This window comes from Stenotrophomonas sp. 05N423 (assembly GCF_056397145.1).
In genome coordinates this window covers 290,017-307,125 of sequence record NZ_JBFTMV010000001.1, presented here as the reverse complement: position 1 = coordinate 307,125, position 17,109 = coordinate 290,017, and the positions used below count along the sequence as shown (strand labels likewise).

Below are 17,109 nucleotides of genomic sequence, written 5' to 3'. Positions count from 1 at the left end.
CCGCCCTGCCTCCCGCGCGCATCGCCAGCGGCGGGTCCGTATGCGAAACTGTGCCGATGACAATCGTTCTCATCGCCACCGTGCTCTACCTGCTGGCCACCGGGCTGCTCGTCCAAGGCCTGGCGGCCGAACGCGTCTCCGGGTCGCGCACCTGGCTGTGGCCGGCATCCGCGGCGGTGGCGCTGCACGGCGGCTACCACCTGATGGTGGCGATGCGCACCAGCGGCGGGCCGGACATGCATTTCTTCGCCGCACTGTCGCTGGTGGCGCTGGGCATGGCCCTGCTCACCACCCTGGTGGGCGCACGCGGACGCATGGCGGCGCTGGGCGTGCTGGTGTTCCCGTTGGCCGCGCTGTTGCTGCTGGCCTACCACGGCTATGGGCACGAGCCGAGCCGGATGCTGGGATGGCAACTGGCCACCCACGCCTGGCTGGCCCTGCTGGCCTACGCGACGCTGAGCATCGCCGCGCTGCTGGCGATCATGCTGTGGCTGCAGGAACGCGCACTGCGCCGGCGCGACTTCCGCCCGTGGCTGCGCGCACTGCCGCCTTTGGCCGACCTGGAAATGCTGCTGTTCCGCACCATCACGGTCGGCTTCTGCCTGCTGACCCTGACCCTGGTCACCGGCGTGCTGTTCGTGGACGACCTGCTGGCACAGAAGCTGGTGCACAAGACCGTGCTCAGCGTGCTGTCGTGGCTGGTGTTCGGCACACTGATGATCGGCCGGCGCCGCCATGGCTGGCGCGGGGTGAAGGCCGTGCACTGGACGCTGAGCGCGATGGTGCTGCTGTTGCTGGCCTTCTTCGGCAGCCAGTTCGTGATCGAACTGGTGTTCGGGCACGCGCGCTGACCCAGGCCATCGCGGCCGCGGGCCGTATACCTCAGGGAAGCGGCCGCGCCAGGACCGCGCGCATGGATTCGCCGCGGTGGGTGACCAGGTCATCCACCCGCCAGCAGCCCTCCTGTCGGCGCATCGCCAGCCGCGTCCGGTGCGGCTCGCCCCATACAGAGAAACGCACTTCCACCGTACCGACCGCCGGAGGCCCGGCCTGCCACCGGTAGGCGGCTTCGCCGTCGATCTCCCCATCCTGGCCATCCAGCCACGGGTCGTAGTCCAGCCGGCAGATGCCCTGCCCGCGCTCCTGGCAGTCGCGTTCGTCCGCCATCGCCCCGGCGAAATCCGTGCTCAGCAGGGCATCTGGCGCATCGAGGAAGCGCGAGGCTGCGCTGGCCTCGAAAAACGCGCGCGCCACGGCCAGCGGGTCCGCGCAGGCAGGCGCCGCCTGCGATGCCGGCGCCAGCAGCAGCCCCAACACTCCGATCCCGGTCCATGCGATACGCATCAATGCATTCCTTCGGCGGCGGATCGCGAGTGTAAGGCTCAGGCAGCCTCGATCGCCTCGGCCAGCCGCTCCACCGCGATCACCTCCATGCCCTTGACCGAACCGGCCTTGGGCGCGTTGGCCTTGGGCACGATGGCGCGCCTGAAGCCATGCGTGGCCGCCTCGCGCAGGCGCTCCTCGCCATTGGGTACGGGGCGGATCTCGCCGGACAGGCCGACCTCGCCAAAGGCGATGGTCTTCTCCGCCAGCGGCTGGTCGCGCAGCGAGGACAGCACCGCCAGCAGCACCGGCAGGTCGACCGCAGTCTCCTGCACGCGGATGCCACCGACCACGTTGATGAATACGTCCTGGTCGCCGACCATCACCCCGCCGTGGCGGTGCAGCACCGCCAGCAGCATCGCCAGCCGGTTCTGCTCCAGCCCCACCGCGACCCGGCGCGGGTTGGACAGCGGCGAGGAATCGACCAGCGCCTGCACCTCCACCAGCAGCGGCCGGGTGCCCTCGCGGGTAACCATCACGCAGCTGCCGGGCTGGCGCGTGCTGCCGCCGGACAGGAAGATCGCCGAGGGATTGGGCACTTCCTTCAGGCCCTTCTCGCCCATCGCGAACACGCCCAGCTCGTTGACCGCGCCGAAGCGGTTCTTGAACGCGCGCAGCACGCGGAAGCGGCTGCCGCTCTCGCCCTCGAAATACAGCACCGCATCGACCATGTGCTCGAGCACGCGTGGACCGGCGATGCCGCCCTCCTTGGTGACGTGGCCGACCAGGAACACGGCGGTGCCGGTCTCCTTGGCGAAACGCACCAGCCGCGCCGCGCTCTCGCGCACCTGGCTGACCGAGCCCGGCGCAGCGGTGAGGGTCTCGGTCCACAGCGTCTGCACCGAGTCGGCGACGATCAGCTTCGGCCGCGCCGCGGCGGCATGCTGCAGGATCAGCTCGATGCCGGTCTCGGCCAGCGCATCCAGGCCGTCCAGCGGCAGGTCCAGGCGCACCGCGCGCCCGGCCACCTGCGCCAGCGATTCCTCGCCGGTGACGTAGAGCACCGGCAGCGTGCCGGCCATCCTCGCCAGCGCCTGCAGCAGCAGGGTCGATTTGCCGATGCCCGGGTCGCCGCCGACCAGTACCACCGCACCCTCGACCAGGCCGCCGCCCAGCACCCGGTCGAACTCGCCGATGCCGGTGGACACACGCGCGTGCTCGCTCTGCTGCACGTCCTTGAGCGCGGTGATCTTCGGCGCCTCGACCTTGCCGGCCCAGCCGCCGCGCCGTGCGGCCGGCGCCTTCGCCGCCGCCGCGCTCTCCAGCACGACCTCGCCAAGCACGTTCCAGACACCGCATTCGGTGCACTGGCCCTGCCACTTGCTGTACTCGGCGCCGCATTCGCTGCAGACATAGGCGGTGCGGTTCTTCGCCATCGGGATTCCTTCGGTGGATGCGCGCACAGGATACCCGCCGGTCGTCGCAGCCGATGCGACCCTCCCGACTAAAGAAGCACAGTCGTCCGCCGCTAGTTGATGCACTCTTTCACCCACGAAACGTCGGACGTCCCCCCGCATGGTTGGCACCTACAACCCGACCCTGGTCGTTTTTTCCCTGTTGGTCGCCATCCTCGCCTCGTATACGGCCCTGGACATGGCCGGACGCCTGGCGACAGCCTCCGGGCGCAGCCTGTATGGCTGGATGGCCGGCGGCGCCCTGGCGATGGGCCTGGGCATCTGGTCGATGCACTTCATCGCCATGCTGGCCTTCCACCTGCCGATTCCGGTCGGTTACGACCTGGCCATCACCCTGTATTCGCTGGCCGCCTCGGTCGGCGCTTCGGCCTACGCCCTGTGGCTGGTATCGCGGCAGCGGCTGCCGTTCCCGCGGCTGCTCGCCGGCGCCGTGCTGATGGGCTGCGGCATCGCGACCATGCACTACCTGGGCATGGCGGCGATGCGCATGCAGCCGGGCATCGACTACGACCCGCTCTGGTTCGCCGCCTCGATCCTGGTCGCCGTCGGCGCCTCCGGCGCGGCGCTGTGGATCGCCCTGCGCCTGCAACGCGAAGGCCGCTACACGCGGCTGCTGCGCCTGGCCGCCTCGCTGGTGATGGGCCTGGCGATCGTCGGCATGCACTACACCGGCATGGCGGCCGCCAATTTCCCGCCCGGCAGCATCTGCGGCGCGGTGGTCGATGGCGGGCTGGAAGCCCGCTGGCTGGCAGTGCTGGTGATCGTCACCACCCTTGGCATCATCGGCATCACCCTGATCGCCTCGCTGTTCGACAAACGCCTGCACAGCCGCACCGGCCGCCTGGCCGACTCACTGGCGCGCGCCAACCAGGAACTGGTGGAGGCCGCGCTGCACGACCCGCTTACCCGCCTGCCGAACCGCATGCTGCTGCAGGACCGGATCGAGCAGGCGATCGAGAAGGCCAAGCGCCGCGGCGCCTCGGTGGCGGTGATGTTCTGCGACCTGGACGGCTTCAAGCTGGTCAACGACGCCTACGGCCACCAGTTCGGCGACCGCCTGCTGATGCGCATGGCCGAGCGGGTGCGCGACCTGCTGCGCCCGCAGGACACCCTCGCCCGCCTGGGCGGCGACGAGTTCGTCGTGGTGCTGGGCGTGGAATCGACCGACGACGCGGTGGTCGTCGCCGAACGCATCACCGCCGCGGTGGCCGAGCCATTCGTGATCGATGCGGCCGAACTGCAGCTCAGCGCCAGCCTTGGCATCGCCCTGTACCCGGACGACGCCACCAGCGAACGCGAGCTGATGGCGCACGCCGACGCGGCGATGTACCACACCAAGCAATCCGGCCGGAACGGCTACACCTTCTTCACCCCGGCGATGCAGGCCAGCGCCAGCCGCCGCCTGCGCCTGCTGCAGGACCTGCGCCGCGCGATCGCCCGCGACGAACTGCTGCTGCACTACCAGCCCAAGTTCCCGGCCAGCGGCCAGCCGGTGATCGGCGCCGAGGCGCTGCTGCGCTGGCAGCACCCCGAACTCGGCCTGCTGGGCCCGGATACCTTCATTCCCATCGCCGAGCGCAGCGGCCTGATCCTACCAATCGGCGACTGGGTGCTGGACCGCGCCTGCGCCCAGCTGCGCGCCTGGCACGACGCCGGCCACCCCGAATGGACGATGGCGGTGAACCTGTCGCCACTTCAGTTCACCTCCCCCTCGCTGGTGGACACGGTGCGCGACACGCTCCAGCGCCACGCGCTCGACCCGGCACACCTGACGCTGGAAATCACCGAGACCACGGCGATGAAGAATGTCGAGGCCAGCCTGCAGCTGCTCAACATGCTGACCGCGATGGGCGTGAAGATCGCCATCGACGATTTCGGCACCGGCTATTCCAGCCTGCTCTACCTCAAGCGCATGCCGGCCTCGGAACTGAAGATCGACCGCGCCTTCGTGCGCGACCTGGAAAGCAACACCGAAGACGCCGCCATCGTCTCTTCGATCGTCGCGCTCGGCCGCTCGCTGCAGTTGCAGGTCGTGGCCGAAGGCGTGGAAACCGAGGCCCAGCGCGACTTCCTCGACCAGCTGGGCTGCGATCTCCTGCAGGGTTACCACCTCGGCAAGCCGATGGACCCGGACGCATTCCTGCGCCAGGCAGGTTGAACAAGGGCGCGCGTGCCTCCCGCGGCACGCGCCAGCGCTCCCCGCTCCATCAACGCGGCAACCGCCGGTGAAATCAATCACTGCCCGCAGCGCGGGGCAATGCCCCGCTGAAGCCTTCCCGGGAAAGCCCCGTCAACCTGTAGAACGGGGGCAACACCCCGCCGGGCATCAACGGCCAGACTCCGCCGGAAGTGGCGTCCCTCCGCTATCGCCCGCCGATGGCGCGAAGCATCTCCACCACGGATGTCCACCAAAAAAAAGCCGCCCCGAAGGGCGGCTTTTTCCGGTCACGGCGTCAATCGACGTCAGTGCATCATGTGGTGGTTCATGTTCCACATGACCCACAGCGTGCCGGCGACGATGATGCCGATCACCACCACCGTGAACAGGCCGGCGTTGACATTCCAGCGGGCCGCCGAGGAGCGGTCCAGGTGCAGGAAGAACACCAGGTGGACCAGCAGCTGCAGCAGGCCGGCGACCAGGATCACCATCGCGGTGGCGAAGGTCGAGGACAGGCCGCCGCTCATCACCACCCAGAACGGGATGATGGTCAGGATGGCCGCCAGCACGAAGCCGATCAGGTAGGACTTGACGCTGCCGTGGCTCTCGCCGCCGGCACCGTGGGCGTGGTTGTCATGGGCGGACATCAGAGGGCTCCCGACAGGTAGACGACAGAGAACACGCCGATCCAGACCAGATCCAGGAAGTGCCAGAACAGGCTCAGGCACGCCATGCGGGTCTTGTTGGTCTGGGTCAGGCCGTTGCGCTTGAGCTGGATGAACATCACCAGCAGCCACAGCAGGCCGGCGCTCACGTGCAGGCCGTGGGTGCCGACCAGGGCGAAGAACGCCGACAGGAAGGCGCTGTGGTCGGGGCCGAAGCCCTCGTGCACGAGGTGGTTGAACTCCCAGATCTCCATGACCATGAAGCCGGCGCCCAGCAGCCAGGTGACGGCCAGCCAGCCGAACATCAGGCCGACCTTCTTCTGGTGCATGGCGATCATGCCCAGGCCGAAGGTCAGCGAGGACACCAGCAGCAGCGCGGTTTCGCCGGCCACGAACTTCAGGTCGAACAGTTCCTTCGCACCCGGGCCGCCATTGGTGCCGCCGGACAGCACCACGTAGGTGACGAACAGCGTGGCGAAGATGAGCAGATCGCTCATCAGGTACACCCAGAAGCCGAAGACGGTGCTCTCGCCGGCGTCGTGATGGTGCTCGTGGTCGTGGCCATGCTCCGCCGCGTGCGCGGCGTGGCCATGGTTCAACGCGTGGGCGGTCGTGCTCATGCCTTCACCTCGGTCTTCACCAGCCCCTGCGCTTCCAGGTGGCGGCGGTGTTCGTTTTCGATGCGTTCCACTTCGGCGGCCGGCACCCAGTAGTCCACGTCCGTGTCGAAGGTGCGGTAGATGAAGGTGCCGATCATGCCGACCAGGCCGATGATCGCCAGCCACCAGATGTGCCAGATCATCGCGAAGCCGAACACCAGGCTGAAGGCGCCGATCACCACGCCGGTGCCGGTGTTGCGCGGCATGTGGATGTCGCTGTACTTGACTGGCTTCGGCCAGGCCTCACCGCGCTGCTTGCGCTCCCAGAAGTCGTCCAGTTCCTCGCCCTTGGGCAGGGTGGCGAAGTTGTAGAACTGCACCGGCGAAGCGGTTTCCCACTCCAGCGTGCGCGCGTCCCACGGATCGCCGGTCAGGTCCACGTTCTTCTTGCGGTCGCGGATGGACACGATGATCTGGATGATCTGGCACAGGATGCCCGCGCCGATGATGAAGGCGCCGATCATGGCCACGACGAAGTACGGCTGGTAGTCGGCGTTGGGGTAGCTCTGCAGGCGGCGGGTGACGCCCATGAAGCCGAGCACGTACAGCGGCATGAAGGCCACGTAGAAGCCGATGAACCAGCACCAGAACGCGCGCTTGCCCCAGGTCTCGTCCAGCCTGAAGCCGAACATCTTCGGGAACCAGTAGGTGATGCCGGCGAACATGCCGAACACCACGCCGCCGATGATGACGTTGTGGAAGTGCGCGATCAGGAACAGCGAGTTGTGCAGCACGAAGTCGATGGCCGGGATCGCCAGCATCACGCCGGTCATGCCGCCGATGACGAAGGTGATCATGAAGCCGATCGTCCACAGCACCGGCGAGGTGAAGTGCACGCGGCCACGGTACATCGTGAACAGCCAGTTGAAGATCTTCACGCCGGTCGGGATCGAGATGATCATCGTCGTGATGCCGAAGAAGGCATTGACGTTGGCGCCCGAACCCATGGTGAAGAAGTGGTGCAGCCACACGAGGAAGGACAGCACGCCGATGCAGGCCGTCGCGTACACCATGCCCTTGTAGCCGAACAGGGTCTTGCGCGAGAAGGTGGCGATGACCTCGGAGAACACGCCGAACGCCGGCAGCACCAGGATGTAGACCTCCGGGTGGCCCCAGATCCAGATCAGGTTGATGTACAGCATGGCGTTGCCGCCAGCGTCGTTGGTGAAGAAGTGCATGCCCAGGTAGCGGTCCAGGGTCAGCAGCACCAGGGTGACGGTCAGCACCGGGAAGGCGGCGATGATCAGCACGTTGGTCACCAGCGCGGTCCAGCTGAACACCGGCATGCTCATCAGCTTCATGCCCGGGGTGCGCATCTTGAGGATGGTGATGAAGAAGTTGATGCCGCTCAGCGTGGTGCCCAGGCCGGAGACCTGCAGGCCCCAGATGTAGTAATCCACGCCGACGCCGGGACTGTATTCCTTGCCCGACAGGGGCGGGAACGCCAGCCAGCCGGTCTGCGCGAACTCACCCACGCCCAGCGAGATCATCACCAGGCCCGCGCCGGACACGAACAGCCAGAAGCTGAGCGAGTTCAGGAACGGGAAGGCGACGTCGCGCGCACCGATCTGCAGCGGCACGACCAGGTTCATCAGGCCGGTGATCAGCGGCATCGCCACGAAGAAGATCATGATCACGCCGTGGGCGGTGAAGATCTGGTCGTAGTGATGGGGTGGCAGGTAGCCTTCGGCGCCGCCGGCGGCGACGGCCTGCTGCACGCGCATCATGATCGCGTCGGCGAAGCCGCGCAGCATCATGACAAAGGCGACGATCAGGTACATCGCGCCGATCTTCTTGTGGTCCACCGAAGTGAACCATTCATTCCACAGGTAGCCCCACAGCCTGGCGCGGGTGATCAGGCCCAGCACCAGCAGGCCGATCAGCGCGGCCGCGCCGAGCGTGATCATGATGATCGGCTCGTGGTACGGGACCGCTTCGATAGTCAGTTTGCCCAGCATTGTCATTCTCCCGAGGCGCCATGCCCGGCATGGGCGGCGTGCTCGTCAGCGTTGTGTCCGGCGTCGCCGGCAGCATCCGGCTGGCTGTCGCCGGCGTCGTGGCCTTCATGGCCTTCGTGCGCGGCGGCATCCTGCGGCGCGGCCGCGTGGTCGTGCTTCTTCATGCCGAAATGGTGGTTCTCGCCCATGTGGCGGGCAAGGATCCAGTCGAACAGGCCGGCTTCGGTGCGCCCGTAGTAGGTCACCGGATACCAGTCGTGGTTCTTCTCGGCGCCCAGGTCCGTGAACGCGGCCTTGTCCAGCACCTTGTCGCCGGCGCGGACCTTGTCCAGCCAGGCGCGGTACTGTTCTTCGCTCACCGCATGCGCGGTGAAATGCATCTTGTTGAAGCCGGCGCCGCTGTAGTGCGACGCCATGCCCTCGAACGCGCCGGCTTCGTTGGCGACCAGGTGCAGCTTGGTCTCCATGCCCGCCATCGAATAGACCATGCTGCCTAGGCGCGGGATGAAGAACGCGCTCATCACCGTGTCGGAGGTGATCTTCAGATTCAGCGGCGCATCGACCGGGAAGGTCAGCTCGTTGACCACAGCCACGTTCTCTTCCGGGTAGACGAACAGCCACTTCCAGTCCATCGAGATCGCCTCGACCACGACCGGCGCGTGCTCCGATTCGATCGGCCGATAGGGATCCAGCGCGTGCGACGAGCGCCAGGTCAGCACCGCCAGCACCAGCACGATCATGCACGGGATCGACCACACCACCACTTCGATGGCGGTGGAGTGCGACCACTTCGGCTCGTAGCGGGCCTTGGTGTTGGAGGCGCGGTACTTCCACGCGAACGCCAGGGTCATCACGATCACGGGAACGACGACCAGCAGCATCAGCACCGTGGCGGTGATCAGCAGGGTCTTCTCGTCGTGGCCGATCTGGCCCTTGGGGTTGAGGATGGCCGCGTCGCAGCCCGCCAACAGCGCGGACAAGGCAAGCAGCAGGCCTGGACGCAGGCTGCGTCCAAGTGATTTCAACGGAATCATCGGTCGATCCAATTGCGAGGGGGGGCCTGGTCCGGCACTCCCTTGCACGCTTGCGCGAAACGACCACCCGATGGATTGCCCATCGGGAAAAACGTATACGGGACTGCCGGATTCAGCCCGGCAATTCTAGGCTCCGCCCATCACTTTAGAAAGGCATTGACAATGATCCAGCGCAGCTGGAGCCCGGTTCAGCATGCGACATGTTGTCGCACCTGCGCGCATCGCGGTGTTCAGCGGTGCCTCCCGATGGCCGGCGCCGGCCACCGGGAGGACTTTCCATGGATCAGAAGCGGTAGCCCAGACCCAGCATCACACCATTCACGGTCTGGCCGTCACGACGTTCGCCGACGTAGTCGAGCATCACCGACAGGCGTTCGCTGGCGCGGCTGCTGACGCCCAGGTTCCACGACAGCAGCTGCTCGCCGAGCGTCTGGCTGGCCGCACCGAAGGTCAGGTCCGGCGCCGCGGCGAAGGCCGAGGTGAAGCGCGCCTGGGTATCGCGCAGTTCCTTCTGCCACAGCACCCGCGCATGCGGGGTGATGCGCTCGCCGTTGCGGCCATCGAAGGTCTTGAACAGCTGCAGGCCGGCGCCCACGCGCAGGCTCTCCAGGCTGCCGCTGCGGCCGGCCAGGGCGCCGGCGCCCTGGCCTTCGTCGAAGCGGGCATTGGACAGGCGGGTGTAATCGACCACCGGCAACAGCGGCTGCACCACCGCGCCACCGGCGGTGGTGAACGAGAAGCCGTGCTCCACCCGTGCCGATACCGCATTGCTGTCGTACTTGGCGCGCAGCGGGGCTTCCAGCCCTTCGATGCCGGCGATGCCGCGGCGGGTGTCGTGGCGCAGGTCGGTGTAGCGCACCGAAGCGGCCACGTAGCCCTTCGCATAGGCCGCGTCCAGGTAGCCGCCGATGTCCAGCGCACGGACATCGCCATGGAAATCCACGCCATCGCGCGCCTTGGCCGACATGTCGGCCGCGGCCACGCTCACGCCCAGCGCCACCTTGTCGTCGGCCACGCGGGTGTCGGCGCCGACCACGATGCCGCCGATGTTCTGGTTCATCCCGGCAACGCTGCCCTGCGCCTTGATCCGCCCCTGGCTGCCGAAACCACGGCCCCAGATGCCGACGCCGCGGCGGCTGTCGCCGCCCTGCACGCCGCCCTCGCCTTCGCCATTGGCAGCCGGCTCGACCAGGTGCATGGCCAACTGGCTGAACAGGCTGCCATTGCCCATGCCCGGCTGCGCGGAGGCCGCCTGCGCCGCCTGTGCGGCCAGGCCATCGGCGTCGCCGCCGGTGCTGCGCAGGTCGAACTGGTGGTGCTGGATGACGCTGCCGATGCCGCCGACCAGCGCGGCGTCGGCCAGCTGCAGCGTGGCGTGCGCGTCACCGCGCAGCGCACCGGCCTGCTGCCGGATCACGTCGCGATCGGCGAACTGAAGCGCGCCCAGCAGCGGCTTCATGCCGGAGCGCCCGCCATTGGCGGCAGCGGCCAGCGCTCGGCCCAGGCCATCGCCGGACTGCGCGTTGGCGAACAGCCCGGTCTGCTCGAAGCCGGTATTGGCGGTCAGCCACAGACCATCTGCGGTCTGGTGCACGTTGAAGCTGAGCAGGGAGTTGTTGCGCGGACGGAACACCTCGCCCTCGGCGATGCTGGCGCTGTAGCCGGCATCGCCCAGGCGCGCGACCTGCTGGAAGCCCTGGTAGGCACCGGCCATGTAGATCGGCCCGTCGATCAGTTCGCGCGTGTAGTCGGCGCCGTAGAAGCCTTCGGCGACATTCAGCGCCAGCTGCGCGCCCGGGGCCACGACCAGCGCGCCCTCGTTCATGCCGCCATCGTAGAAATCGCCGATGCGCAGGCGGCCGGCCGCCGCGCCGCCGGCCTCGGTCACGTCGAAGGCGACCAGCGAGCCCGGCTGGATGTTGACGTAGCCATGGGTGGTGAGATCGCCACCGCGCGGCATCAGCAGGCCATTGATGACCACGCGGCTGAAACCGTCCTCGCGCCACGAGGGGCCGGTGGCGTCGAGCAGGGCGTCGGAGTCCATCGTCGCCGAACCGATGTCGCCATGGCCGATCAGGGCGCCGTCACGCTGGACGCGCAGCTCGGTGGTGCGCAGGGCGCCGCCTTCCAGTGCGATGGCACCGCTGTCCACGCGCATCAGGTCGGCGCCGGTGGTCGCCGCGGTCCGCCAGACCGCGCCGTTGCCGATGCTGATGATGCCGGCGGAATTGGCCAGGGCCGAAACATCCAGCTCGTCCAGGCGCAGCTTGGAGCGCAGCAGCGCCTGGATCCCCGGGTCGCCCAGGTAGTCCTGGATCGAGAACTGGCCGATGCCGTTGGGGCCGTTCTGCGCCAGGTTGTAGATGGTGACGGCGAGGTTGATGTAGGTGGTGTCGTAGTCGTCGTCGTTCCAGCGCGCGAAATCGTCGTCCACCAGCGCTTGCAGCAGCCTGCCGGTACGCAGGTAGCCGGGGTTGATGTCGCCGGTCACGTTGGACGTCACCCGCAGGGTATCGCCCGGGTTGTTGTAGCCGGCCGAGGTCATGATGTTGTTGTTGAACATGTCCTGGCCCGGGAAGGTCTGGCTCTTGCGGCCGGTACCGTCCGGATCGAAGCTGACCGAATCGCCGCTGGTACGCGACGGGTCGGTGAAGACCAGCAGGCCATTGGGCTGGGTGACCTGGAACAGCGCCTTGTACAGCAGCTCCTCGTCCATCCCGCCACCGTAGTTGCCGGTGTAGATGCCGAACATGCGCGGCGACGGCCCGTAGGTCACGCGGCCGCCGGAACTGGCGGCATGGATCTGCACCGAGTCGGCCTCGGTCGGCAGGTCGCCGGCCATGTAACGCTCGACGCCGCCGGACTGCATGATCGAGCAGGAGGAGATGCAGTGGCCGGAAACGATGGTGTTCAGGCCAGCGGTACGGATCACCGCCTGCAGCCATTCGCCGCTGATCAGCGCGCCGCCGTTGGAGGTGCGCAGCACCACTTCGCGGAACGGCCTGCCTTCGGCCTCGGCCTTGGCCAGCATCGCTGGCAGCGCCACGATGTCCGCCAGGGTGACGTCGCCGCTCAGGAAGATGCGGTCGCCGTTGACGTGGACCGTCATCGCGTTCGCGTCTGCGGCCATGCCGAAGGCGGCGGTGGCCAATAGTCCGGACAGCGCCATACTCAATACCGATCGTTTCATTCGCACTTCTCTCTCCATGGTTGCGGCGGGATCCCCGCCCATCCCGCGCCTGCGGGACCACAGCAGAACGCGCAGGGGCGCCCATCTCCCCCAGTCCATCCGCCACACGGGGATGAATGGATTCATCGAAGCATCGACACTCCCTCCGGGTGCTTCCCGCCGGCGCCTTGCTGCGTACACTCTCCTGCACCCTTCACACCCGGACTCCCCGACTGTCCGCTTCCCCCTTCCCGGCTGATCGCGCGACGCCCGCTTCCATCGGCGATGCCTTCGTCCTGTTCCTGCGCGAACAGCGCGATCCGCTGCGCGCCTTCCTGCGCGCGCGCGGCGCCAGCGAGGAGGACGCCGAGGACATCGTGCAGGACTGCATGGAACGTCTGATCCGCTACCGGGAACACCCGCACGAGGAACTGAAGCTGCTGCTGTACCGGATCGCGCGCAACCGCCTGGCCGACCGAGGCCGCTCACCGCACGCCGCACCACACCTGCCGCTGGCCGAGCACGACCTGCCGGGCGAGGCGCCCTTCTCCACGCCCGGGCCGCTGCGCCAGGCCGAATCCGGACAGATGCTCAACGCCCTGCGCCAGGCGCTGCTGAAACTGCCCGAGCGCTGCCGCGAGGTCTATCTGCTCAACCGCATCACCGGCATGAGCTACAGCCAGATCGCCCGGCATCGCGGCATCACCGCAAAGACCGTGGAAAAGCATGTCGCGCGCGCCCTGCAGGGGCTGCGCCAGGAGCTGGGCGCGGACGCCTTCGGCATGGGCGGGGAGGAATGATGGAGCACGATGCACCGACCCGCGACGCGCTGTTCGCACGGGCCGCCGCCTGGGTGGCACGGCTGGACGCCGCCGACTGCACCCGCGCCGAGCGCGAGGCCTTCGAGGACTGGCTCGCCGCCGACCCGGCCCGCGTACGCGCCTGGGCCGACGCCGAGCGGCTGCACGCGCGCGCGGCAGCGCTGCGTGATGACCCGTGGCTGCGCGCCGGCGCGCGCCACGTGGTGCGGCGCCCGTTGTACCGGCGGCCGCTGTTCGGGCTGGCCGCCGCCGCGGCGCTCTGCCTGGCGGTGGGAACCACCTGGGTGCTCGCCACCGATGGCAATCCCGCTCCGCATACCTACGTGAACAGCGGCTTCGCTCCCCAACGCCAGGTACTCGACGACGGCAGCGTCGCCGTACTCGATGCCCGCACCACCCTGACCGCGCGGTTCGGCTGGCGCAGGCGCAGCATCGAGCTGCAGCAGGGCCGCATGCAGTTGCAGGTGGCGCCGTCGCGGCGGGCGATGCGGGTGGAGGCAGGCAACAGCACGCTGCGCGACATCGGCACCACCTTCCAGGTCGAGCGGCTGGATGACGGACGGATCGACATCGCACTGCTCGACGGTGCGCTGGAGATCGACAGCCGCGGCGCGCAGGGCATGCATCGGCCCTTGCAGCCGGGGTATCAACTGCGGGTGCTGCCGTCGGGCCGGATCGAGCCGGCGCAGCCGCTGTCGCAGCCGCAGGCCGAGGCCTGGCTGCAGGGCCGGCTGCTGTTCGACGCCACGCCGCTGCCGGTCGCGATCGCGCGGATGAACCGCTACACCCCCACGCCGCTGGTCATCGGTGATCCGGCGCTGGCGCCTTTGGCCGTGAGCGGCACGTTCGCCGTCGGCGACCAGGCCGCGCTGCTGTCCGCGCTGGAACTGGGCTGGTCGGTCACCGCCCATGCGCGGGCCGATGGTGCGCTCGAACTGCGCGGCACGCGCTGAATGCCGCGATGGATGCGTTGATCCGCCGTCTGCGCCGCAGCGCGCTGTGCCTGGCGTTGATGGTGGCGATACCGGCCATGGCCGCCGATGCGGGCGGCACGGTGCACTACCAGGTAGCGCGCGGACCGCTGGTGCAGGCCCTGCGCGAATGGTCGCGGCAAGGCGACACCCCGCTGCTGTTCGACGCCCGCGAACTGGCTGGACTGGAGAGCGCCGGACTCAGCGGCACGCTGCCGCCCCGGGCCGCGCTGGAACAACTGCTGCAGGGGCTGCCGGTGAGGCTTGCGGGCTCACCGGCAGGAATATTCACGGTACGGCGTGTCGAAGCGCCGAAGCGTGCACCGGCCACCGCCGGCGCCCCGCCTGCGCGCGCGCCGGAACCGGCGACGGCACCGGAGGTCGAGCTCGCCCCGGTGCATGTCACCGGCAGCCGCCTGCCCCGCACCTCGCTGCAGACCACCATGATGGTGGACGTCATCGAGCGCGAGGACATCCGGCGCAGTGGCTATGGCTCGCTGTTCGACCTGCTGCGCCACCTGCCCGGCATGAACGGGCGGCCACCGGTGGATGCCTCGCGCGACGGCGATTCCCCCTATCTGCCCGGCGGCGCCGCCGCGGCCACCAGCCTGGACGGGATGGGACCGCGCGCCACCCTGTTCCTGGTCAATGGCCGGCGCCTGCCGCGCTATCCCATGGTGTCGCTGCAGCAGGGCGCGCTCACCGACCTGGGCGGCATCCCGCTGAGCTTCGTCGAACGCATCGAACTCGTCCGCGGTGGCGCCTCGGCCATCTACGGCGCCGATGCCATGGCCGGCGTGGTCAACATCGTGCTGCGCGACCACGCCGACGGACCGGAGGCCATGCTGCAGACCGGCATCAGCAACCAGGGCGATGGCGCCCAGTACCGGGCGCAGGCCGCCACCGGCCATGGCGGCGAAGGCGATGACTGGTTCCTCGGCATCGACCTGCAGCGGGCCGATCACGTCGCTGGCGATCGCCGCGACTGGCACCGCGAGCGGCAGCGCTATCCGATCGGCCTGCTGACCCGCGACGGCCATTACCTGCCGGCCTTCCTGTGTCCGTCCGGCATGCGCGAGGACAACGGCTGCTGGTACGACAGCTCGCGCCCGCGCTCCCTGCAACCGGCTTCGTCCACCGCCGCCCTGTACACGCATTGGCGGCACGACGCGGGCAACGGCCTGCATGCCTACGCCGAACTGCGCGCCAGCCACGCCCGCCAGCGCTACGAACTGGGCCCGACCGCGGCGGCCCTGCGCTTGGTCGGCGGCGACCTGATCAACCATGTGTTCCAGGAAGGCGGCATCGTGCGGCCCGCGATCCGCAGTCTTGAGCTGGACATGGCCGCCGGCCTCGGCCGCGACGAGGGCGACAGGGGCTGGGATGCAGGGCTGAGCCGGCAACGCAGCGAAACCACACTGTCGACCGAAGGCGCCGTACGTACCTCCCTATTGTTCGAGGCCGTGGCGAACGGCTATTTCCCGGGATTCACGCCGCTGGATCCGTCCCTGCGCGGGCAGTTGTTCCCCGGCACCCGCAACCGCGGCCGCACCGACCAGTGGCTGGCGTGGTGGGGCCTGCGCCACGACCTCGGCCAGCTTGCCGGCGGCACGGCGCAACTGGCCGGCGGCATCGACCTGCGGCATGAAACCTGGACCTCGCGCCCCGACCGCCTGCTCGAAGACGGCGAACTGGCGCTGGGCCTGCCCACCGACCGCCGCCGTCTTTCCAGCCAGAGCAACGCCGGCTATGTCGAACTGGGCCTGCCGCTGGCCGAACCGCTGCGCCTGGACCTGGCCGCCCGCCTGGACCACGACGCCGGCGAGCTTTCGTTCTCGCCCCGCGCCGGCCTGCGCTGGAATCCATCCCCCTCCTGGTCGCTGCTGCTGTCCGGCGGCCGCGGCTACCGCGCCCCCAGCCTGTTCGAGCGCCGGCGTCCGCCCGGCTATTTCGGCGCCGAAGCGGTGGCCTGGTCGCCGGACATGCCGCCGTGCGCGCACCCGACGGACGCCGCCTGCGTGGTCGACGTGCAGGTCATCGAGAACCCCGGCGTGAAAGCCGAGACATCGCGCAACCAGAGCCTGGGCGCGCTCTGGAATCCACGCCCCGACCTCACCTTCTCGCTTACCCACAACCGCGTCGAGCTGCGCAACGAGATCCTGGCCCTGCGCCCGACCGATGCCGGCTGGAACGCCGACACCTGGCTGCTGGACGGAAACGGCCGGCTGCAGTCGCTGCAACTGTACTTCGACAACATCGGCCGGACGGTATCGCGCAACTGGGTACTGCACGGCGACTACCTGCGCGCCGTACCCGCCGGCCAATGGCGATTCTCGCTCGACGCCATCCACCAGCAGGCGCTGCGCCGCCGGGAACGCGCCAGCGGCCGCTGGATCGACCTGCGCGGCCACGCCACGCCGGGCACGGCGGCCACCGCGTCGCTGCAATGGCAGGGAGCGCGCTGGGGAAGCGCGCTGCATGCGCGCTACGCCGGCAGTACCCGCGCCTGGCCGGCGGGCGCCGCCTGCCCTTCCGCGCAACGCGGCAACGACCAGTGCAGCAATCCGGCGCAGCTGCGCTGGAACCTGCACCTCGACCACCGGATCGGCGCACGGATGAGCGCGGCGCTGGACATCCTCAACCTGCTGGATACCAAGCCGGTGAACTACCTGCCCGGCAATGGCGGCCTGTCCACGAGCCTGGACGATCCGCTGGGCCGCTATTTCCAGCTCACCCTGCAGTTCCACTGACGCAGGCGGCCGCATCCGGGGCAAAAGCCGCCGGGAGCGGTTTTTGACATCGCTTGTCGATGGCCCGGAGGGTTGCCGTCACGGATGGCGGCGGCAAAAGAAAAGGCCAGACGCGGACGTCTGGCC

At 68.7% G+C, this 17,109-nt stretch carries 12 protein-coding genes; 5 read left to right on the top strand and 7 right to left on the bottom strand.

Translation table 11 applies throughout. The features are described from left to right. The first annotated feature begins 56 nt into the window (after positions 1–56). Positions 57–851 (top strand): cytochrome C assembly family protein, encoded by a 795-nt coding sequence (locus tag AC1DGW_RS01335; RefSeq protein WP_478018864.1) that lies wholly within the window; start codon positions 57–59, stop codon positions 849–851. Positions 852–882: 31 nt separating this feature from the next. On the opposite strand, the gene AC1DGW_RS01330 is transcribed toward AC1DGW_RS01335, so the two are convergent. Both AC1DGW_RS01330 and radA read right to left on the bottom strand, forming a co-directional pair. Next, complete coding sequence (locus AC1DGW_RS01330; protein WP_478018862.1) at positions 883–1,344, bottom strand: YqhG/Tai3 family protein; 462 nt, start codon at positions 1,342–1,344, stop codon at positions 883–885. A gap of 38 nt (positions 1,345–1,382) precedes the next feature. Further along, positions 1,383–2,759, bottom strand: a complete 1,377-nt coding sequence (gene radA, locus AC1DGW_RS01325) for a DNA repair protein RadA (RefSeq protein ID WP_478018861.1) — start codon at positions 2,757–2,759, stop codon at positions 1,383–1,385. Between the two features lie 139 nt (positions 2,760–2,898). Between radA and AC1DGW_RS01320 the strand changes: the two genes are divergently transcribed. Next, on the top strand, positions 2,899–4,956 hold the full coding sequence (locus AC1DGW_RS01320) for a putative bifunctional diguanylate cyclase/phosphodiesterase (RefSeq protein WP_478018860.1): 2,058 nt from the start codon (positions 2,899–2,901) through the stop codon (positions 4,954–4,956). Positions 4,957–5,261: 305 nt separating this feature from the next. On the opposite strand, the gene cyoD is transcribed toward AC1DGW_RS01320, so the two are convergent. From cyoD to AC1DGW_RS01295, 5 genes are all read right to left on the bottom strand, one after another. Then, complete coding sequence (gene cyoD / locus AC1DGW_RS01315) at positions 5,262–5,603, bottom strand: cytochrome o ubiquinol oxidase subunit IV (protein ID WP_478018859.1); 342 nt, start codon at positions 5,601–5,603, stop codon at positions 5,262–5,264. Next, positions 5,603–6,241, bottom strand: coding sequence for a cytochrome o ubiquinol oxidase subunit III (gene cyoC, locus AC1DGW_RS01310; RefSeq protein WP_478018858.1), 639 nt, complete (start codon positions 6,239–6,241; stop codon positions 5,603–5,605). The genes cyoD and cyoC overlap by 1 nt, the downstream gene beginning before the upstream one ends. Then, positions 6,238–8,238 carry a cytochrome o ubiquinol oxidase subunit I gene (gene cyoB, locus AC1DGW_RS01305; protein WP_478018857.1) on the bottom strand — a complete coding sequence of 667 codons (2,001 nt, stop codon included), beginning with the start codon at positions 8,236–8,238 and terminating at the stop codon, positions 6,238–6,240. The genes cyoC and cyoB overlap by 4 nt, the downstream gene beginning before the upstream one ends. Positions 8,239–8,240: 2 nt before the next feature. Then, the gene (gene cyoA / locus AC1DGW_RS01300) at positions 8,241–9,272 is read right to left on the bottom strand and encodes a ubiquinol oxidase subunit II (protein WP_478018856.1); all 1,032 of its coding nucleotides are present in this window, start codon (positions 9,270–9,272) and stop codon (positions 8,241–8,243) included. Positions 9,273–9,555: 283 nt separating this feature from the next. Next, complete coding sequence (locus AC1DGW_RS01295) at positions 9,556–12,462, bottom strand: autotransporter domain-containing protein (RefSeq protein ID WP_478018855.1); 2,907 nt, start codon at positions 12,460–12,462, stop codon at positions 9,556–9,558. Positions 12,463–12,743: 281 nt separating this feature from the next. Between AC1DGW_RS01295 and AC1DGW_RS01290 the strand changes: the two genes are divergently transcribed. The 3 genes from AC1DGW_RS01290 to AC1DGW_RS01280 are packed head-to-tail and all read left to right on the top strand — an operon-like array spanning position 12,744 to position 16,983. Beyond that, positions 12,744–13,241, top strand: coding sequence for an RNA polymerase sigma factor (locus tag AC1DGW_RS01290; RefSeq protein ID WP_478019596.1), 498 nt, complete (start codon positions 12,744–12,746; stop codon positions 13,239–13,241). Continuing rightward, positions 13,241–14,215, top strand: a complete 975-nt coding sequence (locus tag AC1DGW_RS01285; protein ID WP_478019594.1) for a FecR family protein — start codon at positions 13,241–13,243, stop codon at positions 14,213–14,215. The genes AC1DGW_RS01290 and AC1DGW_RS01285 overlap by 1 nt, the downstream gene beginning before the upstream one ends. A gap of 8 nt (positions 14,216–14,223) precedes the next feature. Further along, complete coding sequence (locus tag AC1DGW_RS01280; RefSeq protein ID WP_478018854.1) at positions 14,224–16,983, top strand: TonB-dependent receptor domain-containing protein; 2,760 nt, start codon at positions 14,224–14,226, stop codon at positions 16,981–16,983. Positions 16,984–17,109 lie beyond the last annotated feature (126 nt).

Coding starts and splice junctions, on each gene's coding strand:
- AC1DGW_RS01320 (WP_478018860.1), top strand. CDS start 2,899: ATGGTTGGCACCTACAACCCGACCCTGGTCGTTTTTTCCCTGTTGGTC.
- AC1DGW_RS01295 (WP_478018855.1), bottom strand. CDS start 12,462: ATGAAACGATCGGTATTGAGTATGGCGCTGTCCGGACTATTGGCCACC.
- cyoD (WP_478018859.1), bottom strand. CDS start 5,603: ATGTCCGCCCATGACAACCACGCCCACGGTGCCGGCGGCGAGAGCCAC.
- AC1DGW_RS01285 (WP_478019594.1), top strand. CDS start 13,241: ATGGAGCACGATGCACCGACCCGCGACGCGCTGTTCGCACGGGCCGCC.
- cyoC (WP_478018858.1), bottom strand. CDS start 6,241: ATGAGCACGACCGCCCACGCGTTGAACCATGGCCACGCCGCGCACGCG.
- AC1DGW_RS01280 (WP_478018854.1), top strand. CDS start 14,224: ATGGATGCGTTGATCCGCCGTCTGCGCCGCAGCGCGCTGTGCCTGGCG.
- AC1DGW_RS01330 (WP_478018862.1), bottom strand. CDS start 1,344: ATGCGTATCGCATGGACCGGGATCGGAGTGTTGGGGCTGCTGCTGGCG.
- cyoB (WP_478018857.1), bottom strand. CDS start 8,238: ATGCTGGGCAAACTGACTATCGAAGCGGTCCCGTACCACGAGCCGATC.
- AC1DGW_RS01335 (WP_478018864.1), top strand. CDS start 57: ATGACAATCGTTCTCATCGCCACCGTGCTCTACCTGCTGGCCACCGGG.
- cyoA (WP_478018856.1), bottom strand. CDS start 9,272: ATGATTCCGTTGAAATCACTTGGACGCAGCCTGCGTCCAGGCCTGCTG.
- radA (WP_478018861.1), bottom strand. CDS start 2,759: ATGGCGAAGAACCGCACCGCCTATGTCTGCAGCGAATGCGGCGCCGAG.